The 24,414-nt window shown below is 44.2% G+C and carries 24 protein-coding genes; 9 read left to right on the top strand and 15 right to left on the bottom strand.

The window, feature by feature from the left end; genetic code table 11:
• Positions 1 to 27 precede the first annotated feature (27 nt).
• Complete coding sequence (locus ACH59B_RS01470) at positions 28 to 1,326, bottom strand: sugar ABC transporter substrate-binding protein (RefSeq protein ID WP_016820197.1); 1,299 nt, start codon at positions 1,324 to 1,326, stop codon at positions 28 to 30.
• Positions 1,327 to 1,593: 267 nt separating this feature from the next.
• A complete protein-coding gene (locus ACH59B_RS01465; RefSeq protein ID WP_019685841.1) occupies positions 1,594 to 2,151 on the bottom strand; it encodes an N-acetyltransferase in 558 nt (185 codons plus the stop codon).
• A 352-nt stretch (positions 2,152 to 2,503) separates the two neighbouring features.
• Here ACH59B_RS01465 and ACH59B_RS01460 point away from each other — a divergent pair, with 352 nt between their 5' ends.
• The 3 genes from ACH59B_RS01460 to ACH59B_RS01450 all read left to right on the top strand — a co-directional run bounded on the left by ACH59B_RS01460 (position 2,504) and on the right by ACH59B_RS01450 (position 3,913).
• The gene (locus ACH59B_RS01460) at positions 2,504 to 2,836 is read left to right on the top strand and encodes a hypothetical protein (RefSeq protein WP_017425660.1); all 333 of its coding nucleotides are present in this window, start codon (positions 2,504 to 2,506) and stop codon (positions 2,834 to 2,836) included.
• Positions 2,788 to 3,003, top strand: coding sequence for a helix-turn-helix domain-containing protein (locus ACH59B_RS01455; protein ID WP_225164832.1), 216 nt, complete (start codon positions 2,788 to 2,790; stop codon positions 3,001 to 3,003). The genes ACH59B_RS01460 and ACH59B_RS01455 overlap by 49 nt, the downstream gene beginning before the upstream one ends.
• A gap of 445 nt (positions 3,004 to 3,448) precedes the next feature.
• Complete coding sequence (locus tag ACH59B_RS01450; RefSeq protein ID WP_017425658.1) at positions 3,449 to 3,913, top strand: hypothetical protein; 465 nt, start codon at positions 3,449 to 3,451, stop codon at positions 3,911 to 3,913.
• 69 nt (positions 3,914 to 3,982) lie between these two features.
• Here the strand turns inward: ACH59B_RS01450 and ACH59B_RS01445 are convergent, their stop codons facing one another.
• Positions 3,983 to 4,474, bottom strand: a complete 492-nt coding sequence (locus ACH59B_RS01445; RefSeq protein WP_038978234.1) for a hypothetical protein — start codon at positions 4,472 to 4,474, stop codon at positions 3,983 to 3,985.
• Between the two features lie 1,193 nt (positions 4,475 to 5,667).
• Between ACH59B_RS01445 and ACH59B_RS01440 the strand changes: the two genes are divergently transcribed.
• From ACH59B_RS01440 to ACH59B_RS01430, 3 genes are all read left to right on the top strand, one after another.
• Complete coding sequence (locus ACH59B_RS01440; RefSeq protein ID WP_017425654.1) at positions 5,668 to 6,000, top strand: hypothetical protein; 333 nt, start codon at positions 5,668 to 5,670, stop codon at positions 5,998 to 6,000.
• On the top strand, positions 5,952 to 6,167 hold the full coding sequence (locus ACH59B_RS01435; protein WP_225164831.1) for a hypothetical protein: 216 nt from the start codon (positions 5,952 to 5,954) through the stop codon (positions 6,165 to 6,167). The genes ACH59B_RS01440 and ACH59B_RS01435 overlap by 49 nt, the downstream gene beginning before the upstream one ends.
• A gap of 368 nt (positions 6,168 to 6,535) precedes the next feature.
• Positions 6,536 to 6,934 (top strand): hypothetical protein, encoded by a 399-nt coding sequence (locus ACH59B_RS01430; RefSeq protein ID WP_017425652.1) that lies wholly within the window; start codon positions 6,536 to 6,538, stop codon positions 6,932 to 6,934.
• 28 nt (positions 6,935 to 6,962) lie between these two features.
• On the opposite strand, the gene ACH59B_RS01425 is transcribed toward ACH59B_RS01430, so the two are convergent.
• A complete protein-coding gene (locus ACH59B_RS01425; protein ID WP_017425651.1) occupies positions 6,963 to 7,325 on the bottom strand; it encodes a hypothetical protein in 363 nt (120 codons plus the stop codon).
• A gap of 1,017 nt (positions 7,326 to 8,342) precedes the next feature.
• On the opposite strand from ACH59B_RS01425, the gene ACH59B_RS01420 reads away from it, so the two are divergent.
• A complete protein-coding gene (locus tag ACH59B_RS01420) occupies positions 8,343 to 9,230 on the top strand; it encodes a copper amine oxidase N-terminal domain-containing protein (RefSeq protein WP_017425650.1) in 888 nt (295 codons plus the stop codon).
• Positions 9,231 to 9,883: 653 nt separating this feature from the next.
• Here the strand turns inward: ACH59B_RS01420 and ACH59B_RS01415 are convergent.
• The 9 genes from ACH59B_RS01415 to ACH59B_RS01375 form a co-directional block, all read right to left on the bottom strand.
• The gene (locus ACH59B_RS01415; protein ID WP_017425649.1) at positions 9,884 to 10,336 is read right to left on the bottom strand and encodes a hypothetical protein; all 453 of its coding nucleotides are present in this window, start codon (positions 10,334 to 10,336) and stop codon (positions 9,884 to 9,886) included.
• Between the two features lie 47 nt (positions 10,337 to 10,383).
• Positions 10,384 to 11,355, bottom strand: coding sequence for an ABC transporter ATP-binding protein (locus ACH59B_RS01410; protein WP_172494045.1), 972 nt, complete (start codon positions 11,353 to 11,355; stop codon positions 10,384 to 10,386).
• Positions 11,342 to 12,379, bottom strand: coding sequence for an ABC transporter ATP-binding protein (locus ACH59B_RS01405; RefSeq protein WP_017425647.1), 1,038 nt, complete (start codon positions 12,377 to 12,379; stop codon positions 11,342 to 11,344). Before ACH59B_RS01405 ends, ACH59B_RS01410 begins: the two co-directional genes overlap by 14 nt.
• Before the next feature lie 59 nt (positions 12,380 to 12,438).
• Positions 12,439 to 13,284 carry an ABC transporter permease gene (locus tag ACH59B_RS01400; protein WP_016820191.1) on the bottom strand — a complete coding sequence of 282 codons (846 nt, stop codon included), beginning with the start codon at positions 13,282 to 13,284 and terminating at the stop codon, positions 12,439 to 12,441.
• A gap of 4 nt (positions 13,285 to 13,288) precedes the next feature.
• On the bottom strand, positions 13,289 to 14,239 hold the full coding sequence (locus tag ACH59B_RS01395; protein WP_016820190.1) for an ABC transporter permease: 951 nt from the start codon (positions 14,237 to 14,239) through the stop codon (positions 13,289 to 13,291).
• A 73-nt stretch (positions 14,240 to 14,312) separates the two neighbouring features.
• Positions 14,313 to 15,932: an ABC transporter substrate-binding protein gene (locus tag ACH59B_RS01390; RefSeq protein ID WP_019685838.1), complete on the bottom strand. Its 1,620-nt coding sequence runs from the start codon at positions 15,930 to 15,932 to the stop codon at positions 14,313 to 14,315.
• 159 nt (positions 15,933 to 16,091) lie between these two features.
• Positions 16,092 to 16,454 carry a DUF1304 domain-containing protein gene (locus ACH59B_RS01385; protein WP_026065336.1) on the bottom strand — a complete coding sequence of 121 codons (363 nt, stop codon included), beginning with the start codon at positions 16,452 to 16,454 and terminating at the stop codon, positions 16,092 to 16,094.
• A 135-nt stretch (positions 16,455 to 16,589) separates the two neighbouring features.
• A complete protein-coding gene (locus ACH59B_RS01380) occupies positions 16,590 to 18,101 on the bottom strand; it encodes a PAS domain-containing protein (protein ID WP_017425644.1) in 1,512 nt (503 codons plus the stop codon).
• A gap of 259 nt (positions 18,102 to 18,360) precedes the next feature.
• Entirely contained in the window at positions 18,361 to 19,614 is a 1,254-nt protein-coding gene (locus tag ACH59B_RS01375) for a cation:dicarboxylate symporter family transporter (protein ID WP_017425643.1), read from the bottom strand.
• Between the two features lie 211 nt (positions 19,615 to 19,825).
• Here ACH59B_RS01375 and ACH59B_RS01370 point away from each other — a divergent pair, with 211 nt between their 5' ends.
• Both ACH59B_RS01370 and ACH59B_RS01365 read left to right on the top strand, forming a co-directional pair.
• Entirely contained in the window at positions 19,826 to 21,130 is a 1,305-nt protein-coding gene (locus ACH59B_RS01370; RefSeq protein ID WP_038978235.1) for a sensor histidine kinase, read from the top strand.
• Positions 21,131 to 21,135: 5 nt separating this feature from the next.
• Positions 21,136 to 22,065 (top strand): response regulator, encoded by a 930-nt coding sequence (locus ACH59B_RS01365; protein ID WP_038978236.1) that lies wholly within the window; start codon positions 21,136 to 21,138, stop codon positions 22,063 to 22,065.
• Positions 22,066 to 22,167: 102 nt separating this feature from the next.
• Here the strand turns inward: ACH59B_RS01365 and ACH59B_RS01360 are convergent, their stop codons facing one another.
• Positions 22,168 to 22,650 (bottom strand): MarR family transcriptional regulator, encoded by a 483-nt coding sequence (locus tag ACH59B_RS01360; RefSeq protein WP_017425640.1) that lies wholly within the window; start codon positions 22,648 to 22,650, stop codon positions 22,168 to 22,170.
• Positions 22,651 to 22,752: 102 nt separating this feature from the next.
• Positions 22,753 to 24,246 (bottom strand): monooxygenase, encoded by a 1,494-nt coding sequence (locus ACH59B_RS01355; protein ID WP_017425639.1) that lies wholly within the window; start codon positions 24,244 to 24,246, stop codon positions 22,753 to 22,755.
• Positions 24,247 to 24,414 lie beyond the last annotated feature (168 nt).

Genomic DNA, 24,414 nt, shown 5'->3' with positions numbered 1-24,414 from the left:
CCTCCCTGGTCACGGCGCATCCCGTGTTTACTTGACCGCCTTGGATATGATCTGGTTCAACTTCTCAATAGTTGTCGCAGCATCCTGCTTGCCCAGGAACATCAGGTCAATGGTTTCCGTGATATCGGAGTTCAACCCGGGCACCTGTGCATCATATGCCAATGCGGAACCATAAGCATGCCCTTTATCACGTCCCTCAGTCAGATAGCCCGAGTGCTCAATCGTCGCCTTTTTCATGATGCTCTCATCTGCGGCAGCAAGCGTACCCATGGCATTGCCACCTTCAACCAGCCGCGCCTCCTGCCCTTTCACAGAGACGTAGAAAGCTGCCAGCTTCATGGCCTCTTGCACATGCGGACTGTTTTTGTTGACAGCTACATATGCAACCGGGATGGCGACAGGCTCATTTTTACCAGTGTTGGAGGGCCAGTAGATATAATCAAAGTCGAGGCTTTTATTTTGGCTAAACAAGGGCTCCAGCCATCTTCCTGCCGCCAGCATGCCGACCTGATTGGACATGAACATGGCATCTGCCCCCTGCCCTTTTGGGAGTGAGCCAAGGTATACCGCATTTCCCTTTTTCACCATATCGTACATAAAAGCGAACGCTTCCTTGCCCTTTTCATTGTGGTCCAGCACATACTTGCCTTGTTCATCAAAGATCCGGCCACCATTCGACCACACCCATGAATACCAGTGAGCCCACCAGTTTTCCGCAATATAGCCCTGCTTTCCGGCGGCCTTCAGCTTGGATGTAACCTCCTCAAAGGCGTCCCAGTTCCACTTGCCCTCATCATAGTATTCCTGCGGTGTTTTCACACCTGCTTCCTTAAATACCTTTTTGTTGTAGTACATGACCATCGGGTTTGAGTCAGGAGTGACCCCATAGATTTCCCCATCACGCTTGGCCGGACCCCATAATCCTTCCGGAAAATCCTCGGCCTTCACGTCACTTGCCTCACTTTTTAAAAATTCACCCAAAGGCTGCACCTGTTTTGCTCCGATCAAACGCGCAATCGTCGACTCATATGAATAAAAGACATCCGGTCCGCGACTTCCCTGTAGCTGTGTCAACAGCTTTTGCTCATATTGGTCTCCCGGTACTGGTACCAGCTTAACTTCGATATTCGGATTCTCTTTTTCAAATGCATCCAGTGCCCGCTGATACACCTTCACCTCCGCAGGGTTACCCCAAACCTGCATCGCAAGCCGCACCTTTTGTCCATCTGTATTCTCTATTTTGGGGGAAGTGCTGCATGCCGTTGCAAGTAAAAACAGAATGCTGAGGAAAAATCCAATTTTTATCCAACTCATGTAATTGTCCACCTTAACCGCCTCCTGTAGCTTCGCATGGTTGTATATCATCCTTTTTTTGAAGCGCTTACAAAACTTTCCCTATCATCATATGTAGAAGGAGAAAGCGCGATATCCCCATTTTCATTTTTATATAAATTTTTTTCTTTTGAGTGGCTCTGATATGACAGTAACCAAGAGAAAGACATCACGAGGACGTAAAGGTCTGCACAACAAAAAAAGAAGAATGCAGATCACCTGCTTCCTTCTTTTGTATTCCTCCAATTATGATTCCGTTTTCTATGACTTTATTAGCATCTTTTCAAAAGTGTTATAGCCATTTGTTTCGCCTATATAAGTATAGCCACATTGTTGGTAAAAACCGCTAAGCTTGTCATTGCCCGCAATACAATCCAGACGGATTCGATCCTTGCCTGCGAAGCGGATACCTTGCTCAATCCACTGCATAAGCTCACGGCCCAGTCCCTTCCCCGTGTTATCGCGATCTACAACCAAACGATGCAGATACACAGAGGTACCTCCCTCGGAATTCATCCCGTCTAATCCCCACAATCTACAATCCCAAGCACTGGGCTGCTGCTGTAAGATCACTGCGCCTGCCAAGCGATGATCGTCTGAGGTTCGGAAAATAACCACTTCTCCGCGTGAAATAGCACCACCCAGATTGTGATCATCTTCTCCTTTTAGTAATTTGCCCCATTGCGTGGAACCCTTGCTGTGCAGCCATCTGGCCGTCTTTAAAATTAACTCCTGAATCTCAGCCTGATCTTCATTACTTGCCTGATAAGCCACTAATCCTGGTTTGACGGATGGATCGACAATCGTCATTGATGTCATGCTGCACCTCAACTCTATTTTTTTATGTATAAAATATAGCATAAAAAAATAGAGTTTGACTTCATCTGTTCTTTTTTGCAACAGCGGTTCCTTCCGCTTGCCGGAAATGATTCTTTTTGCTCCTGCTCATCAGCCATACCAGCATACACTTGATCTTCTAGTAGTAGCTTTCCCATATCGCCCAAGCCCTTTACAGAATTTCAATGGTTTCTACACTGAAATTTCAAATAGTCTCAAAATAATATTATATTCGCTAAAAAAAGAATATTACTTCTATAAATTGGTTGTTATATTGATTTTGAGAACTCCTACCTTATATGTACGTATATGAATAAAAGGGAGGAAATTTCAGATGGGTGCTATCGAAGATTACCGAAGCGAGCTTTATAGAATTGCTTGGAGAATGCAGTATCGTACAAAACGCAATCGGAAACGTGAAATTTCTTTAGAATCCAAGCCTAATCTCTTTCAAACCTCGTTTTCGGAAGAGTCTGATAACAAAATAATGATGCAATCATATATTAATAGATTAAGGTCTGAGACAGGTAAAAAAGTCATCTATGAAATTTACATAAACGATAAAGCAGAAGGCCAAGTTGCCAAGGAACTCCATATTACACAACAGGCGGTGAACAAATGGAAAAAGAAGGCGCTTCACGATTTATGTCAGATGATGAGTTTATGAAATTAGTAGAACTCGCTCAAACCAAATCTGATGTAGAGGCTATGAATGCAATTTTCCAATATTTCGATCCAGATATTAAACGATTAAGTAAATTTATCCGGATGCCAAAAGAGGATGCCATCCAGACCATGAAAACTGAACTTCTAGAGTTCATCATGAAAAAATAATGTGTCCTTGGCGATAAGCTGCTTGTGGTTACTCTACCAGAGGCAGCTTATTTAGCTTTTGCTGTAGTCAAGTTGAAAAGGACTCCTCAACTCTTCTCACATCTTGAACATAATACAGGATAAATTAAAGATTTATCCCAGCACCTATTCTAGCTAGAGGGGCTATTCAAATTCAGAGGGGAATTTTCCTAATCTAGAAAAAATTCATATTCGGTTGTGTAGTTACAGCCCCCAACTCCTATATAAGTGTAGGGGATAATCGAGCAAAGTACATGAATTAAAAAATTTATGTACTTTGCAATTTTCATGATTTGGTTGTAATTTACAGCCTTAAATCACCTACATAAGTGAGAGGGAATTGAAGACTAGCATCAAAGAATGTGGAGCCATTTAGATGGTAGCGACTCCATCAATTCCTCACAAAAAATCAGGAGGGTGATATATTATGGCAAGATCACGAGAGTATGCAGCAACAGTAACGGCAAGTCCGTATCAATTACTAAAAATGAGTGAAGCACAACGTGTCGCATTAGAGAGCGGGAATTTCAGAGGTGGTTCTGCCAACACAGCTGCAATCGTAGCAGGGCTGACAGGAATAACAGCTACGGTTCTGGGGCTGGTCTTCGTTGCAAGCACACCAGTAGGGGTAGCAATGGGAATTGCTTCCCTCGCCTCTACGCTATTTGCCTCAGGCACGGGTTCGACAGTCGAAAATGTCATTAGCAACGGTATTGCGGGCATTGATAAAATCAACAATCAAATTGCCCTTTACGGTGGAAGATACGATCTTTATCAGATTAAATTCCCGTTCCTTGAGTACACTCTACAAGACGGTACCGTTATCCGTTTTATTTCGGGTAATGGCGTTGTGCAAAAAGCACACTCCGGAAATGGATGGGAAGTTTTCTAAGAATGATTCCCAAATAACTGAGAAAAAGGTCGGTTGAGTTTGACAACCGACCTTTTTTATACAAACTAACTACTCCTTCTGGAAAGGTTTATCGATTGAATTTTTGAACGAATGGTAGTCGAATTCGTTTGTTATCATATATTCCTGCCTATTATTTTTTTCCTGATCAAAGATAGATACTAACTTATTATTCTTAAATGTAATTTCATACTTCGATGTTGAATCCTGATTGCTTTTCGGGCGGATGATAATAGTATAGTAAAAAGGAACTTTATCCCCGTTATTCATTCCGTTTGTTTTTTTAAGCTCAATGCCAGATAATTGATCCAATATTGTTTTAACTCCACTCTTTTCCATCACATGCACGTTATAATCGGTTGGTTCATTAGTAATTTTAGTGTGCGTTCTTATGATCTGAAGGTAGACATTATCCATATCGACCTGATCTAACACAGCTTTTTGAATAGAGGTCTTTAAATTCAAAAAATAATAAGTGCCATAAATGCCCCATGCTAGTACTAAAACAATAACAACTGCAATCTTAATAGTTCGATTCTTCATCAATTCACTTCCTTATTTTTTAGTATGATCTCTTTAAAAATATAGCTACTGTAAACGAGGAAATAGGATTCACCGATTAGAAAAAGCAACTTATGTATCCATGTTTCTTGTGACATAATTAAAAATAGGATAATTCCCAATGAGATCATAACCATAATCACTTCTACAATCGTATCGGTTACATTACTGCTCCTATGCTTAATTTGGTATTTTTCGTACAACATCCGACCAATCAAACGGATGGCGTATATACCCATCAACCAATCATAAATATAATGGGGTGGATTATTATATACAATTCGCACTGTTAGGGTAGCCAAGAAAATTATCAAAATAAGAAAATTGGATTCTTCAGCTTCGTCAGCATAGTTCTCTCATCTCAATCCATTTACAATTATTATACATTATCTATTTGATATTTTCATAAAAATAAACATACTTCGCAAAAGAAGGTAATTTTTCGCAATAAAAGGGTGTTTCTGAATCATTCCAGGAGCACCCTTTTTTTATGAGCCGGTTGCAACCCTAAAGGCTGGTTAAAACCAGCCGGGGTATCTGTAGCAAGTAGAATGGCTGATCGGTAGGTAAGGGAGTGAGCCAAGACAAGAGCGGGGAGGCTGGCTCATGCTACTGCTCTAAGGCGGGAAGAGAGTCCATCTAAGAGCCAGTATATACCGCTGGGGCGCTATTCACGCCGATAACTAGAGCGCCTAAGCCGGGAGAGAGCACCCCGACCAAGGCGCTCTACGTTCCTGTCGTTCGTCTTACGCAGCCCACAGAGCGTAAGAGCTGTGGGCTGAATCAAAGAGGGCATGCATACATCATGAGACGCTACGCCGGAGCTTCGTTAATCAACATTGTATGCATGCAAAGAGCAGCACCATGATTCCGCTGCACTCCATCGTCGTGCCCCTGTAAAAGGCTAAATCCCTAGGAATTTTGAAGAGAAGTAAGGAGGTTCTTGAAGAAATCTAGGAACATGACTTGCTTCGCTGCAAGATATTTTCCCTGGTGTTCACTTATCACAGCCTACAAGAGCAAAAAGGAGATTTTCGATAATGTTACAATAACAGCAAACAAAATATATTTTTTTACAAAGAAGGAATCTTCATTCTATTTAACGGTTGTTAAATAGAATTTGATAACTCCCTCCCTTATATACACGTATATGAACATAAGGGAGGTAAATTTCGTTGGGAGCCATTGAACATTATAGACGCGAACTTTATAGAATTGCTTGGCGAATGCAGTATCGGGAAAAACGTGATCGCAAACGTGAAGTTTCTATGGAATGCAGTCCTGACCTCTTCCAACTCTCTTTTTCGGAAGAATCTGATAATAAAGTGATGTTACAATCTTATATTAATAAATTAGAGTGTGAAACAAGCAAAAAGGTCATCTATGAAATTTACATAAACGACAAAACAGAGGCCCAGGTAGCCAGAGAACTCAAAATCACTCAACAGGCGGTGAACAAATGGAAGAAAAAGGCTCTTTGCGAATTATGTCAGATGATGAGTTTATAAAGTTAGTAAAACTTGCCCAAACCCAATCCGATGTAGAGGCCATGAATGCAATCTTTCAATATTTCGATCAAGATATTAAACGATTAAGCAAACTTTTACGTATGCCAAAAGTGGATGCTACTCAGAGTATGAAAACCCAACTTCTTAAACTAATCATGAAAAAATAAGAAATCCTTTATCGAAAGCTGTTTCTGGAACCTACCGGAAGCAGCTTATTTCGTTTTTGCTTCGACATTCTTCAGCATGGGCTAAACAGTTCAAAAGGCATTTTCTTTGATCAGAAAAAAATTCATTGTGCGGTTGTGTAGTTACACTCCCCAACTCCTATATAAGTGTAGGGGATAAATCGGGCAAAGTACATGAATCTCAAAAGGTTATGTCTTCGCAGTTTCCGCAATTTGGTTGTAATTTACAGCCTTAAATCACCTACATAAGTGAAAGGGAATTGAAGACTGATATCAAATAAATGTGGAGCCATTTAGATGTCAGCGACTCCATCAATTCTCGTCTAAAAAAAATTTGGAGGTAGCTAAATATGGCACAAGTTCATTCTCAACACACACAATATCTTTCAAAAGATCAATTAAAGGAAATGGTCGAACAATATACTGGAAAATCGGCTTCTTCATTAGGATGGGCAATCGGTTCATTTGGAATTAAAATGTGTGCTAAAGCTATTCAGGCAAAACTTCCGCCTGTGGTCTATGCATGGATTGGGGCTATTACTACAGTTGTAGCTGGTGCAGCCCTTCTTCGTGATATCAGTACCTATACTGAAAGACAGGATTTTGTAGGCCTGCTGCAAAATCTTATCGACAATCCTAGACAGTTCAACAGATTCAAAGTAGTGTCAACAATTTGGATGGAATGGCATGAAGGCCCGACAATGGGATACTACACTTACTATACGACAGTTTCCTATGATGTAGCCTAAGAAGTAACACACAAAAAGAGAGGGTGGATCAATTCCACCCTTTTTTTATGATTTCTTTAGAATTTATGCCGATGTGAATGAGGAAATATGATTCTGCTATGAGAAAAAGCGACTTATGCCACCATGTTTCTTGTGACATAAATAAAAATAGGATAATTCCGAGTGAGATCATAAGCATAATCAGTTCTACAATCGTGTCGGTTATAATACTGGTTCTATGACTGTTCTGATACTTTTCGTACATCGTTCGACCAATCAAACGAACGGCGTATGCACCCATCAACCAATCATAAATATAGTCGGGCGGATTATTATATACAATTCGCACCGTGAAGGTAGCCAAGAAAATCATCAAAATAAGAAAAATGGGATTCTTCAGCTTCGTCAGCATAGTTCTCTCCTCTCACTCCATTTACAATTATTATACATTATCCGTTTAGAATTTTCATAAAATAAACATACTTCTCAAAAGAAGGTAATTTGTCACGATAAAGGGGTGTTTCTGGATCAATCCAGGAACACCCCTTTTTTTATGAGCCGTTTGAAACCCTAAAGGCTGGTTTTAACCGGCCGGGGTATCTATAGCAAATAGGCTCGCTGATCGGCAAGTAAGGGAGCGAGCAGGGAAGCTGGCTCATGCTAGTGACTCTAAACGCCCGCTTAAGAGTCAGTACGCACCGCTGGTCCGTTATTCACGCCGATAATTAGAGACGCTTAGGCCGGGCGAGAACACCCCGGCCAAAACGCTTTACGTTCCTGTCGTTCATTTCACGCAGCCCAGGGAGCGTAAGAGCCGTGGGCGGAATCAAAGATGGCAAGCACACATCATGAACCGCTACGCTAATCATCATGTATGCATGCACAGGGCAGTACCATGATTCCGCTGCGTTCCATCATTGTGCTATGGAAGTAGAGGCGAAGAAGAAGGGATGTTCATTCTATTTAACGGTTGTTAACTAAATTGATAACTCCCTCCCCTATGTACACGTATGAACATAAGGGCGGTAAATTTCGTTAGAAGTTATTGAACAGTATAGACGCTAACTTTATAGAATTGCTTAGCGAATATGGTATTGGGAAAGACGTGATCACAAACGTGAAATTTCTATGGAATGCAGTCCTAACCTCTTCCAGCCCTCTTTTGCGGAAGAATCTGATAACAAAGTGATGTTACAATCTTATATTAATAAATTAGAGTGTGAAGCAAGATTTCCGGAACTGCACTGGTTTAAGGGAAAATCAGGAATAAAGTAAGCCTGTCAGATACTAAAACAAGGATCTACAACAGTAAGAAGAGTCACGGAATTTGATTCATATAATCCATTTTATGTTATAATCATTAAATGGAGGCAACATTTATCTTTTTTATCCATCTATAACAACAAATACATTTTTGGAGGTAAAAAGAATGAATTTCATCTCAAAAATTGCATGTATTTCTGTTTTGAGTCTTACTTTAAGTGCGGGAGCAGTATGGGCTTCTTCGGTACATATTATCGTAAATAATTTGAATATCCCCTCTGATGATGTTTATCAATCTCACGGCACTACGATGGTCCCGTTAAATGCTGTTCAAAGTTTACCCGAGGTATCCATTACATGGAATAATACTACTAAAACAGTGATAATAGATCGTAGTGGTAAAAAAACAATTTTGAAAGTTGGACAAAAAAATATAACCATTGGTTCAAAAAAAATTACATTGCCTGTTGCTCCAACTTTAAGAAACGGACGAGTTATGGTGCCTCTGCGATTTATAGCCGATTCATCCGGTGCGTATGTCTCCTGGAATCAAAAATCTCAAACGGCATATGTAGCAAAGGCAAGCAATGAAATAAAAAAGAAATATACATCTGATAAGCTTAATGTATCCAGAGGAGCAGTAATCAAACTCCCTAAAATTAGCAATTTAAAAGAATTTACCCCCAAAGGGTACGAAAATCTAAACACAGACTATTATTTTCCTGAAGGTAAATCAGATTCGTTTTTCATTCAGGAAATGGATGTAATCTCTTTCTATAAAGCTAGCAACGATCATGTTGAATTAATATGGACGGCACGCTTTGACTCAACAAAAAAAGAAAGCAATGGTCTATCTTTTTTGCCATATAAGTTATTAGAACAAGATGGTCTGAGACCTACGATTCAAAATCGAGTAGCCCATTTTAACTTTATGTCCGCCATTGGAGAAATCAGTTACAGTGTCATTGACAATAATGGGAAGGAAATAACCCAGGGACAAAAACTAGTTGATCCAACAAATTTCTTCATTGATATCCCAGGCGAACAAAAATAAACCAAAAAAAGGCTATGTCTTTCTAAATTATTGCGCATAGACATTATGAATAACGTAGTGCTTCAATCCACACACCTTCTAAATCGGGGTCTTCTGTCCGCAGATAGGTAAGCGCGAGAGTGCCTAAACCGGTGCACCTAATCGGCCTAGACACTCTCACATCAACCTAATTATATCGCCTATTTTCCCCAGTAAATGTTTCGGAATTTGGTAAAAAAATTTTAAACATACTGGCTTAGCCTATAGCAAAATATTTAGACAATTATTAGTTCCTCATATAGCAAATATGAGATCATGCGCTTCCTGCATAGTCAGATTATTCGTCTTTACGCCCTCTCTTATCTCTTAGGTGGTATAATAGCCAGTTAGAAGAATCCTACCTACTACGTTTAAATAAACTACATTAGTCACGAACGAGTTTTTTGCTCCATATTTCACAGGGGTTTTGAATTCCCGAACACTTCACCATTATATAAAATAGATTTTTTTGTCTTGATGTAAATTTCGCATATATTTAGGTGAAATCCCCTTATATATATTTATTCATAATAAAAAAACGAAATAAAGTATTATCCAGAAAGATTATGTCTTATAGTAACATTTATACCGCAACCTTCCACATCTGTTGCTTTTGCAGAACGAGCTCTACAAAGTCAACTTTTAATCTGTGCAGCAGGCACAATGCGGTACAATCCTGCAGTATCGCCAGTTGCGGGCCGTACCTCCTGAATGACCCAACCTAACGACAGCACCTGCTCCAGCCGATCATATTCGGCCTGCGTCAGTTCGGATGTGACAGCTTCGCTTCCTTCCTCCAGAGACAGCTCTGGCTCACCTCCAAGCGCCACGGCAATCCACGTACGAATGCCACGGATCGTATTGTACTTGATCTGATACCCGTCTGTTACCGCGCTGACAAACACCTCCGGTTCATTGGCCGCCAGCCCGGTGGCAAGCTCCGCATAATCAAATTGTCCGTCCGTTGGCAGCTCATTTTGCTGCACCCGACGGATGAGTTCCTCAGGGGACCAGCCTAATGAACGTAAAGATTCCAGCATGAGCGCGTCCCACTGGGAAATACGTACTCTATTCGTTGATTCAGTCATCGTTTTTTACCTCCTATAGGTTATGTACACGTACAACCAATCTTAACCTAACGGCTAACCGGGTACGCCACATAATGTCCGGGACTAATTTCTTTCAGCTCGCCAGCATCGTTGCTATCCTTGTCCCATACCCATGAACCGTCGGGTTGAGCCAAGCTATTCTGCCGCTCGCCGACCGCTCTCGGATCAGGCACAGGGATGGAGGAGAGCAGCGCCTGCGTGTAGGGGTGAGCGGGCTGCTCATACAGTTCATCTGCGTCGGCTACCTCCACCAACCGTCCATGATACATCACGCCGATTCGATCCGAAATATGCCGCACCATCGACAAGTCGTGAGCGATGAACAGATACGTCAGTCCGAACTCCTGCTGGAGATCCTCCAGCGTGTTAATGACCTGCGCCTGGATGGACACATCCAGGGCCGAAATCGGTTCATCACAGACGATGAACTCGGGATTCACGGATAAGGCACGAGCGATGGAAATCCGCTGGCGTTGACCGCCGCTAAACTCGTGCGAATAGCGGTACAGGTGCTCTCGCTTCAGCCCTACCTTCTCCAGTAAAGCCACTACGGCATCCTTACGCTCACTGCCCTGATGCAATCTGTGAATATCCATCGGCTCACCAATCAGGTCAAGCACGTTCATACCCGGATTAAGCGAGGAATATGGGTCCTGAAAAATGCTCTGAATACGCCGACGTAGCGGCTTGAGCTGCTTGTCATTCAGCTTGGAAATATCCTGACCGTCAAAGCGTACCGTACCTTCCGTATAATCGTATAACCGTGTCAGGCAGCGTCCAACTGTCGATTTGCCACTACCGGACTCACCAACCAATCCGAACGTCTCGCCGCGCTTGATGTGGAAGCTTACGCCGTCAACCGCCTTGAGCACCTCGGAGCTGCGCCCTAACAAATCCTTTGCGGTCACAAAATGCTTCTTAAGCTGGTGTACCTCCACCAAGGGCTGATCCTCACCCGCCACATGGTTGGCCTCTCTCAACGCTTCATTCACCGTCATTCCCCTCCTCTGCACGATCCGCTTCGGACGTCTCGTAGACTCCGGCAGGCACAGCGTCCGGCTCGTTCAGCCAGCAGGCTGCTCGCTGCTCAGGGCGCAGCTCCACCATCGGCGGCCGCTCCGCACAGCGGGCAAACGCGTGCGGGCACCGTTCCATGAACGGACAGCCTGATGGCGAGTTCAGCAGATCGGGGGGCGTGCCCTCAATCGGCACCAGCCGCTCACGGAAGCCGTTCGTACGCTGGGGTACAGAGCGCAGCAGACCCTGCGTATATGGATGCCCAGGACGATAGAAGATATCGTCCACACGCCCCTCCTCCATCACCATGCCTCCGTACATTACGATGACACGGCTGCACACCTGGGCGACGACGCCCAGATCATGGGTGATCAGGGCAATCGCCATATCGGATTGCTGCTTGAGCGTCTTGAGCAGCTCCAAGATTTGCGCCTGAATCGTCACATCCAGCGCTGTAGTCGGCTCATCTGCAATCAGCAGTTCCGGACTGCACGAGAGCGCCATTGCGATCATCACCCGCTGACGCATCCCTCCGCTGAATTGATGCGGGTATTGATTCATTCGACGCTCCGGTTCAGTAATACCTACCTGTCGCAGTAGCTCCACAGCTGCCTGCGTAGCTGCTTCCTTGCTCAATCCTCGATGCCTGCGAATCACCTCGACCAGGTGATAGCCTACTTTTTTGACCGGATTCAGCGAGGTCATCGGGTCCTGAAACACCATTGCGATTTGGTTACCGCGTATTTTACGCCATTGTTTTTCTGTCAGCGCGGTCAAACTTTCTCCACGGTAACGGATATCGCCGTTCAGCCGCTTGCCGGGCGGGGCAATCATCGACATGATCGCTTTCGCCGTAACGCTTTTGCCGCTACCGGATTCTCCTACAATTCCTACCGTTTCTCCAGCATCAATATGAAAGCTAACCCCTCGAACGGCCTGATTCTCCCCCTCACGAGTGAAAAACGAGACCTCCAGCTGTTCGACGGACAGCAGATGTTCTGTCATTGTGTTTTCGCCCCTTCCTGTCGCTCCTGGAGCCATTGTTAATGGATCTATGCTGTAAATCACCGTTTTACTAATTTGGGCTCAAAGCCTACACGCAGTACATCTCCCAGTACATTAAAGCTCAACACGGTCAGTAAAATAAGCAGTCCCGGAAACAATGCCATATATGGTGCCTGTGCAATATAACCTTGGGCATTATTCAGCATACTGCCCCACGTAGCGTTCGGCAGTTGAACACCAAAGCCGAGAAAGCTCAGTGATGATTCCATCATAATGGCTGAAGCGATATTGTTCGTCGCTCCTACGATAATGACTGGAATCAGATTGGGAACGATGTGCTTCAGGATAATGCCAAATGTACTTTGTCCTGAAGCCTTAGCGTATAGTACATACTCCCGTTCGCGCAGCGTCATCGTCTCTGCCCGCACCACCCGGGCGATATTCATCCACATGAGCAGGGCGATAATGACAATGATATTGCCAACGCCTGGCTTCAAAAACACACTAAGCAGCAATATAACCAGAAAAGACGGAATCGACATGATTAGCTCCAAAATCCGCATAAGCAGGTTGTCAATCCACCCGCCAAAATAGCCGCTCACAATGCCTACCACTGCACCAATACTGGTCGCAATAATCATAGACGCAAAGCCAACCAGCAATGATACACGACCGCCATACAGCGCTCTTGTAAAATAGTCCCGACCGTAATCGTCCGTTCCAAACCAGTGTGCGCCTCCGGGTGGTTGGAGGCGCTCCAGTACGTTCAGCTTATTCGGGTCCTGCGGTGATAAAAATGCGAAAATCGCTCCCAGCGAGAATACGATCAATAGTATGAGGGCGACGGCGCCCATTTTGCTCGTCATCAGCTCGATCCCGATGTTGCGCCATTTGCTCCGATTCATGTTTTCACCTCGTTGATTTAATTCTCGGGTCCGCCATGCTGTACAAGATATCTGCCAGCAGATTGCCCAGGATCAGCAGCAAAGCGGAAAATAAAGTAATCCCCATAATGACGGGATAATCCATTCCTTTTACAGCCGTCATACCCAGCGAGCCAATGCCCGGCCAGGAAAATACCGTCTCCGTCACAATGGCTCCCGCCACCAGGTCCGCAACCGACATACCAAGCAGCGTAATGATGGGCAGCAGCACATGCTTGAGCACGTGTCGAAACAAAACCAGTCGTTGTCCAGACCCGAACGCGTATTGAATCTGCACGTACTCTTCCTTAAGCTGCGTAATCGTGCTGGAACGGATGTACCTCACATAGACAGATAGAAAGCCAAAGGCCAGTACAAAACATGGCAAAATGCCATGCTTGATCACATCCAGCACCGAATCCGTTCCGATCGTACGCATCCCTGTACTTGGAAGCCAATGCAAATAAATTGCAAACAGATAAATAAGCAAAATGCCAAGCCAAAACAATGGGACTGAAATACCGATGTACGACATTAAATTAATGAGCTTGTCGATCCAGCGATTCCGATTGGCCGCAGCAATCAAACCAAGTGGAATTGCAATCAACACAGCGAGTATGATGGAGGCGCCCATTAACCCCGCTGTCGCCGGGAGACGGTCGAGAATCTGATCCAGTACAGGCTGATGATTAATTAGCGAATAACCTAGATCTCCTGTCAGGCTTTTTTTAAGCCATAATATGTACTGTACATAAGCGGGCTGGTCCAGCCCCAAGCTATGCCTCATTCTTTCAATATCTTCCAGATGCATATTCGGTGTAACAAAAGAGAGAACCGGATCACCTGGAGCCAGCTTGATCAAGCCGAAGCAGACGATGGACACAAAAAATAGCATCGGTATAACTTGCAGCAACCTTCTGGCGATGAGTTGTCTCATACGTTTTCCTTCCCCTTGCTGTTTTCGAAAAAAATAAGCTGGTTACCCCAGCTTATTTTTTGAAAACCCTGTCTTATTTGTGATAAATTTTGGACAAATCCTCGAAAATCACGACCGGCTTCAACACAGCCTGATCAATACCGCCATACTGCTTGTCGAAGGCCACAATCGTTTTGGTGTATGCAATTGGGTAGATAACCGCATCATCAGCCAAAATTTCTTGTACCTTTTTATAAATTTCTCCACGTTTAGTCGTATCCGACTCACCCGCGCCCTCTTCCAACAACTTATCTACTTCTTTATTAGAATAATGCGAATAGTTGGAGGACGATCCCGTGCTATACAAAATACGATACGCATCAGGGTCATACCCCATGATATAGCCGCTGATCGCCAGATCGAAATCCTTGGCATTCGTATCAACGAATTTTTGCGACCACGCTGAGGAATCCATACTGTTCACATCCAGCTGAACGCCAATATCCTTGAACTTCTGCTGGATATACAGCGCCTGTGCTTCCTGAACCTTGTTGCCGCCCGGAATGATAATGCGCAGCTTCAGCCCTTCAGCGCCGGCCGATTTCAGCAGCTCCTTCGCCTTGTTCACATCATTATTGAAAAATGCAACATCATTCGTGTGATACAGTACATCCTGTGTCAAAGCGGACTTTGCAGTATCTGCATAATCTTTGGAGCCATACGATACCTGGATCAATTCATCCTGATTCAGTGCATAAGAAAGCGCCTGACGTACTTCTTTTTTGTTCAACTGCTTTGTATCACTGTTTTCATTAAACATCAGGTAAGCCAAGCGGCCTTCGCTGTAAGGGAAAATGTCAAACTTATCTGTCGCTTTAATGGTGTCTACGTTTTGTGGGTCGAGATAGTTTACATTGATTTCACCATTTTGCAGGGCTAAATTGGCAGCATTCGAATCTTTAACAATTCGATATGTCACAGAATCCAGATGCGGCTTGCCGCCAAAATAGTTATCGAACCGTTCAAGTGTAACGTACTCGCCAGTTTTGTACTCTTTAAATTTGAAAGGACCTGATCCAACCGGAGTGTTGTTTTTCGTGCTTTTCTCAATATCCGCTTCATTCTCAAAAATGTGCTTCGGAATCGGGGATACCTGTACCAGGGCCGCCTCAAAAGCTGGGGCTGGCTGAGGAAGCTTGAAGTCCACCGTCGTATCATCAACCTTGCTCGCCTGTACCGGCTTGCCGTTGACCATAAAATTACTTCTCAAGAAGCTGTGCTGCTTCTCATCTAAAATTTTGTTAATCGTGAAAACGACATCGTCAGCTGTCAGCTTCTCGCCATCATGCCAAGTCAGATCCTTTTTCAGTTTTAGTGTATAGGTCAACTTGTCTGCCGAAGGAGTCAGGCTATCTGCCAAATAAAACGTCTTCTTGCCATTGTTCACTTGGAACAAAGGTGCAAATATCGCTTGATCTATCGTCAGACTTACCCGGTCACCCGCATAGTTCGGATTCAGCACCACCGGATCGGCTTGCACGCCGATAATCAGGCTGCCACCATCTTTGGGCTGTCCGTTATCGGCTGTAGTTGCATCTGTGCCAGACGCACTACCATTCGTCGCAGACGAAGATCCCGAATTTCCGCCGGAGCATGCACTTACTACCAACATTAATACGATGAATACGAATATACCTGTCAAATTACGACGCATCGCTCTAGCCTCCAAATTCTTTAAGTATGTATTGAAAAATATTATAAATCGGAATAGTCGGATTTACAATCGTTCAAAAACTGTTTATTCCCCTTGTCATTAGCATTGCAGACATTATGTGATCGAATTAGCAAAAAAGACACCCGTTAAGGGCGTCTTTTAGAAGACCAGCAAACTGATTAATGCCAAGATGGCAGGCAGACCTTGCTTTAATAAAATAGACTTATTAGCCGTTAATGCACCATACACTGCAGCCACTACTACGCAAATGACAAAAAATAATTCGATTTGCTGCCCGATCACAGGATCGGGATAGATCAAGCCCCACACCAATCCAGCAGCCAGAAATCCGTTATACAGCCCCTGATTGGCTGCCAAGGATTTGGTCACTCCTGCCAGTTCCTTCGAGGTACCGAACGTACGCATCGCGCGTGGAGTCGTCCACAAAAACATTTCCAATACTAAAATGTACACGTGCTCCAGCGCTACAATTCCAACCAATATTGAACTAAGTAGGCTCAAATCGCTTCCTCTTTTCCACATGAAATTACTCTGAGGTCATCTTAGATTGATCCTCAAAAGTATAGTTCATCTACCAAAAGCAGTAAAGAGACCGAGCCTATGGCCCGGTCTACTATTTACATGAAGTCTAAAGCCTTACATCGTTCTCGCAAAATCCAACAAAGCTTTGGACATACTGTTGATCTCGTCCGTAGATGCATTGACTTGCTGTGTTAGCGCGGCTTGTGTTTGTGTCAGCGTAGACATATTCCCGATGTTGTGCAGAATTCGCTCGATGAGTGTTTTCATTTCGTCCAGACTGGTCTCGATATTCCCGGTCGCATCCGCACTATGGATGGCAAGTTTTCTGACTTCATCTGCAACTACTGCAAACCCCCGTCCCTGCTCGCCTGCACGCGATGCCTCGATTGCAGCATTCAGACCCAATAGATTCGTTTGATTCGCAATCTCTTTAATGAAGTTCGAAATGTTTTGCGTCTCTTCTGCACTGACTTTGGCCTGATTCGCTGCCTCTGTCGATTGCTCTTGAGCCGTAGCCAATTCCTGTGCCTGGTTACTAACCGAGTTAACACCGTTCACCATTTCTGTAATGGAATCGGAGAGATGCTGAATTTTGAGCGTAAGCTCGTCTGCAACAGCCTGCTTTTCCTTTTCCACTGTGATATCACGGATGGTTCCGGCAATGCGAATAGGCACTCCTTTGCTATCGCGTATGCTTCTTCCACTGTTTTGATACCAGCGATATTCTCCATTTTTACTTTGTAGGCGACATACCATATCATATGGCGTACGATCTGAATAGTCATTTAAATGATCGACTACAGCCTTAACTGCATGTTCGGCATCATCAGGATGTATACGCGAACTCCAGCTGCTTAATACACTTGGAAAGTCCTTCTCGTCTGTAAAGCCCAAGGTGTTGCGGAATTGCTGGGACCACCAAAATATATTATCCGGGTGCTCAATGTCTCCATCCACCAAAATGACGTCATAGGGTGCCTCCACCAAAACACGATTGATGAGATCAAATCTGGTAACTAGCGCCTGAAGCTCCTCGGACTTAATCTTCTGATCGTGCACATCCAACAGAGCGCCCGCAATACGAAGCGGCACTCCCTGCTGGTCACGGATCGTCGTTCCGGTAGCCCGGAACCAGCGATATTCTCCATGCTTCAGCCTCAAACGATACTGTACGTCATAAGGGGTTTTCCCCGTAGTATCCAGTAAATGATCAGACAATTCTGCCAAAGATCTGTCATAGTCTTCGGGGTGTAGTTGAGATGACCAGCTGTCCAATACATTGGGGAATTCCTTTTCGCTCTGATATCCCAGCATAGAACGGAATTCTTCGGACCATGTGAACGTATTACTTGGATTGACGGGATCACCCGCAATGACCTCCATGTCCCATAAGCCAATCTCTATCGCCTTGGTAACAAGCTTCAAACGGATATCAACATGTTGAGCATCATTTTTCATGGACTCTATCGCTTGGTTGACATTGTTTGCGATTTCTTGAATTTCAGGAGATGCTGAGGAAACCTGTATTGCAGCAGAATAATCCTTTTGCTGTATTCTTTGTGAGAGTTTGCGGCTTTCTTCTACTAAAGGAGCAAGTGATTGAGACTCATTTTTCTTGAGAAACATATATGATCTTCCCTTCTAAGCCAGTTATATAAAACGGTATAATTTAATATCGGAATTTTATTAAGAATCATTATAAATAAATCTATAATCGTATAGGTATTAAGACTTATTTTTCGTGTCCATATACCTATATATCCATACAAAAAACATCGAAAAATGTCGAAAAAGGAAGTATGTTAACAAGTCTGGAAACAAAAAGAACACCTCTGCATTACTTCGCAAAGGTGCTCTTGGTATCCACTATTCGGTTCAATGTATCTTATTTAATTGAAGCAACGTATTCCTCGCCTTTTTCTTTATCATATTGTCCTTCCCATTTGGACATGACTACAGCCGCAAGCGAGTTTCCTAAAACATTGACTACCGTACGCGCCATATCCAGAATACGATCAATACCAGCGATAAAGGCCAGACCTTCCAGCGGGAGATTCACTGCTCCCAGCGTAGCGAGCAACACGACAAAGGAAGCGCCCGGCACGCCTGCAATCCCTTTGGAGGAAATGATCAGCACGAGTACCAGCGTGATTTGGGTCGTGATCGGCATATCAATGCCATACATTTGGGCAATGAAAATTGCAGCCAGTGCTTGATACAGCGTGGAGCCGTCCAGATTAAAAGAATATCCGATCGGAATGACAAAGGATGTGATTCCTTTCGGACACCCGAATTTCTCCATCTTCTCCATGATCTTAGGCAGAACACTTTCCGAGCTGGCCGTCGAATATGCAAGCAACAGCTCACTTTTCAAAATTTTAACCATCGTCCAGAGACGGGTACCGCAAAGCTTGGCGATAATTCCAAAGACAACCACAATAAACAGTAACATGGAGCCATACACTGACAGTACAAGCTTCAATAACGGCCATAACGAGGCTAATCCAAACTTGGCCACTGTCGTGCCAATCAGTGCAAATACACCGAACGGAGCGAGGCGCATGACCTGATTGGTTACCCAGAACATGGCGTCGGCTACACCTTCAAAGAAATTCAGCACAGGCTTGCCCTTGTTACCAATCGCTGCCACTCCTAGTCCGAACAATACAGAGAAGAATATAATAGCCAGCATATCTCCTTCGCCCAGGGCTTGAATAACATTGGTAGGTACGATGTGCACAATCGTATCTATAAAGTTATGGCCTGACTTTTCCGCAGTCTCCACATAGGAATGGATATCGCTCTTGGCCAGGTGGGACATGTCCACGCCCTCACCGGGACGAACCAGATTGGCAACAAGCAGACCAAACAGGATCGCAATGGTCGTTACAATTTCGAAGTACAGAATCGACTTCCCGCCGAGTTTCCCCAGTTTCTTCATATCTCCGACGCCGGCTACACCAATAATGAGCGTTGAGATTACAATAGGTACGACAATCATCTTGATTAAGCGGATGAAAATATCACCGATCGGCTTTAAGTAGACTTCCACCCCTGAATTGCCGTAAAATAAGGCACCAACAATAATACCTAAAGCCAGACCGATAAAGATTTGCATTGTTAAATTAATCTTTTTCACTTCATGTCCCCCCTGGCTGGTTTGTATATTTTTGCAGTATGCAGCTCTTAATATTCAGATGATGTTATTTATACTACAATCCGAACTATAAAAACCGACAGTTATCTACACATGTATTTGTTTTTTTCTATAAATTCACAAGTATTAATGCTAAGCCTGTGAATTTATCTTACATTGACTTTCTGAAACAAATACCCGGAGGTGAATATGGATGAAGCTAAATACCCTTCTTTTCCTGCTGATGCTTATCTTTGTACCCCTAGCAGGTGAGTTGAATATTCACCCGTTCGATAATACATTTCGTCTCAGCTTTGGTACGCCCGTATTTTTTTTCTTTCTGTTATCTATACGTCATATTCCACCTGCATTATCGGGAGTGTTTGCAGGGATAGCAGTAGTTGCATTTCGTATTTCACTCAATCATTACCTTCATCCCGGCTCTTCCTTTGAAGAATTAATGACCTTGCATGGACCTACCTTTTTTTATTATATGGTTTATGGCCTGCTCTTTCAGGTTCTTAACATTAATGCTGAGCCTTACCGCGCACTGCGTGTGGGCATCCTCTCTGTGGGAATTGAGGTTGCCGCAAGTGTGGCAGAGCTTAGTGTCCGGCGAAGCATTGACGGTGATTTCTGGGACATCGTTAAGATCAGCAAAGTGGCTTTTATGGCCATGATCCGCAGCTTCTTTGTGCTTGGGTTCTATAATATGATTCGATTAAATCAATCTGTTCAGCATGAAGAGGCACAAAGACAGCAAACGGAGCGAATTTTACTCCTGGTATCGGACTTGTATGAGGAGTCAGTCCAGTTAGGCAAAACTTTGTCACATGCAGAGCAAATCACCCGTGAAAGCTATGAGCTATACCGCGAGCTGCAGCAGGATGAATCTCTGAAAGATAGAGAACATTACGCCAGACAGGCACTTCGTATTTCCGGACAAGTCCATGAGATTAAAAAAGACAGCCAGCGGATTTTTGCCGGTTTGTCCAAGCTCATTGATTCGGAAAGCGACGTGCATTATATGACCTCACAGGAACTTGGCGAGCTGATCGTCCGAACGAACAGCAAATACGCTCAATCGCTAGGCAAGTCTATCCGTTTCACGCTGAATTTCGATCCTTTGTTGCCCAAACTGCATGTTTATACAGTTCTCACTCTGATTAACAATCTGACCTCCAATTCAGTAGAAGCGATGAAAGACAGTGGAAGGATTGACGTCTCCATTCATTTTCTACCAGGACAAGAGGATATAATATCCTTTAGTGTCACCGATAACGGTCCAGGTATTCCTCAGCGCAAACGGGAAATGATCTTCACACCGGGATACACGACCAAGTATGATGAGGGAGGACAGCCTTCGACCGGCATGGGTTTATTTTATGTGCGTGAAGTCGCGGAGAGTCTTGATGGAACGCTTGAACTACTACAGAATGAAGATGAGCATACAGATAAATTACAGACCACTTTTAGAATCATATTACCTTTACGGAAACTCACGGAGAAAGGAAGATAGCCCGGATGCGTTTTTATATTGTAGATGACGATCAGGGGATTCGTTCGATGCTGGCAGACATTATTGAAGACGAGGGTTTAGGAGAGGTTGTTGGGGAAGCGGAGGATGGTTCCTACGTGAATAGCGGCCTGCTGGAGCTGAACCGAATTGATGTATTGCTGATTGACCTGCTGATGCCGCTTCGTGACGGCATTCAGACCGTGCGTGCACTCGGTGATCAATTTAGCGGAAAAATCATTATGATTTCTCGGATTGAATCCAAAAACATGATCGGTGAGGCGTACTCACTCGGTATTGAATATTATATTGCCAAGCCCTTAAACCGACTGGAAATTATTGCAGTTATCCAAAAAGTAACCGAACGCCTGCGCATGCAGCAGTCGATTACAGATATTCAGCGCACATTGCAAGGACTGTCGATGTTCACATCGAATAGCCCATCATCTACACTGGAACCGACTCGAAACATTGTAAGTTCGGGACAGTTTCTGCTCTCCGAAATGGGGATGATTGGCGAAGCCGGAAGTGTAGATTTACTGGATATGTTGGAATACTTGGACCAATATGAGGAGGAAACAGGCAATCTATCCCCCTATCTGTTTCCCTCGCTAAAGGATATATTTGCTAATATAGCGTTGAAACGATTAGGAGACTCAGCTTCAGCAATAGAGCTAAGCAAGGAAATCAAGGCATCGGAGCAGCGTGTCCGCCGCGCTATTTTCCAGACATTAAGCCATATTGTATCGCTCGGGTTGACCGACTATACCCATCCTAAGTTTGAAAATTATGCATCCAAATTTTTTGATTTTACAGAAATCCGCAAAAAAATGTTGGAACTGCAAAACAATGTGGAGCCTTCACTATCTCAAGCCCGCATTAATACGAAAAAGTTCGTGCAGGTGCTCTATATGGAAGCAAAACGGCTATTGCATTAAAAGAAAAGCACCCGCATCTCTCCATGTGGCTATCACATGAAGAATAAACAGGTGCACATTGTCGATGATTTAAATGTCCTTTGAATTGAGACTCATCTTCTGCTACTCCATAGCTTCCAAGAAACCTACGCCATCGGACAGCAGACGCTTCAAGACATTTAGTTCTTCCGAGCTGTAACGATCTAAAAATTGAAATAACTGATGCTGTGCCTTAGCATGCAGCCGATCATGTACAAGAAAGAGCTTTTTCCCCAACGGGGTTAGCCGAAAATAAATCTCTTTTTTGTTGTCGTTCAGCTGGGTTCTGCGAATCCAGCCTTCCTTGAGCAGCTTGGTGCTAACTTTCGAAACGGTCCCCTTGCTCAGCTCCATTCGTTCCGCTAAGGTTGTAACATTGATCGGCTCATGCCTCCCAATACAATCCATAACGTGCACATCCGTCATATTGAGCGAAGTCATTCCGTCAAAGTGCTCGCGGATTTCCTCGAGAAAGATCATGCCCTCTCTCTGCTGATGCTGCTCCAGCTGGTGATTCATCTTAATAAGCAAATCATAGACATGCTGAACCGATGTCGCCTTCTCCATACGAACAAGTAGTCACTCCTTTGGCATACTCCTCCTTTCATTATAGCCCACATTTGTTTCACAGGAAACAATATGGTCATGATCATACCTTTTTCCTTTATATTAACGTGACAATGCATCCTTAATAACACTCAATATATCCGTTTGTTTCACAGAAACAGCCCAAGCGATATACCCATCCGGACGGATGAGAACCGTATGCACATCTCTCCATCCAACGGGCAATTCTTCAGCTACGGCCTCCACATATGAAATATGTGAAAGTGAGATATGGCGAAACTCATTCGATACCTTAGTATCCTGTGCAAGATGGAGAAGCACAAATCGGCCTTCATGAAGAAGATCGTAAGCATACGATGTCACTCCGTTAGGCAACCGCAATTCAAAATCAGCAAACCGTTTCCCGTTCAGCGGATGCTGCGGTATATTGCCAGCCCCTGGATAACATACATCCAGTGCACTAATCTGCTCTGCCATAGACCGATTAATTTCCGGATGGCGGAACCATTCCTCATGTAATTGGCGGTGCGCCAAGACAGCAGGCGTAAAATCCATTAAGCGGGTCTGAACCTCGGTATTCCGTAAAAACTGCGTATTAACCGGATAGCGTTCGTCATGATAGCTATTCAGCAGCGTGTCTGGAGCCCAGCCACGAATCACTCCTGCTAGCTTCCATCCCAGATTCGCAGCCTCTTGCAAGCCAACATTCATTCCCTGCCCACCTGCCGGGAAGTGGATATGCGCAGCATCACCTGCTAGCAGGATTCTCCCTTTACGATAGGTCTGCGCCTGCCGCGTTGCATTCCCAAATCGAGATAACCAGCGAGGATTGGATACGCCAAGATCCGTACCAAGCAGATCGTACAGCTCTGTGCGCACTTCTTCCAGCGTTACAGGTGCGTCTTTCGGGACATCCATCAATCGAAGTGTAGTCAAAATAACCCGATAAATACCTGGAGACACGGGGGCAATCATCACCCCGCCTCGTTTACTATATTCGGAATGTACGCCATTTTCAGGCGGATTGGCTAACTCTACATCCGCTAATACAGCAGTCAGAGTAGTATCCGTGCCCGGAAAAGCAATCCCCGCTTGTTTCCGCACGATGCTCCCGGCCCCATCCGCTCCTACGACATAGGCAGCAGTCATCACCGATACATTGGCTTGTGGTCCAGACGCGCGTACACTCACCACTTCTACGCCCTGCTCCTGCTCCCGTACAGATACCACTTCCATGCCACGATGGACGACAACTCCCAGCTTGAGCGCATGCTCCTCAATCAACTGCTCTGTAATCACCTGTGGGATAAACAATGTATAATTGGAGGAACTATCAAGCACAGAAAAATCCAAGCGGGTATCCAGCATGGCAAAGTGACCTGTACGTATAGGTCTGCCGTGCTTCATAAACCGCTCCTTCAATCCACGCATATCAAACATCTCAAGTGTCCGTGGATGTAGCGTAAGCGCACGCGACTGGCGAATAGGCTCCTCCAAACGTTCAATTACACATACGCTTACCCTCGCCAATGCCAACTCAGCAGCCAACCACATCCCAACGGGTCCGCCGCCTACAACAATCACTTCGTAATCCATGTTCACACCCCTATCTAAAAACTTTATTCCCACCACATATTGTTTCAACAGAAACAATATATATATACAGAAAGCTCCCCTTAACGTTTCCGTATATACTAAACAACACATATAAATGTCGTTTATTGTTTCCGTTGAAACAATACTATTGTAATTTAATTGAGAACA

Source organism: Paenibacillus sp. DP01 (genome assembly GCF_044784315.1).
Taxonomy (GTDB): Bacteria; Bacillota; Bacilli; order Paenibacillales; family Paenibacillaceae; genus Paenibacillus; species Paenibacillus polymyxa.
This window is presented reverse-complemented; position numbering and strand designations above follow the sequence as displayed.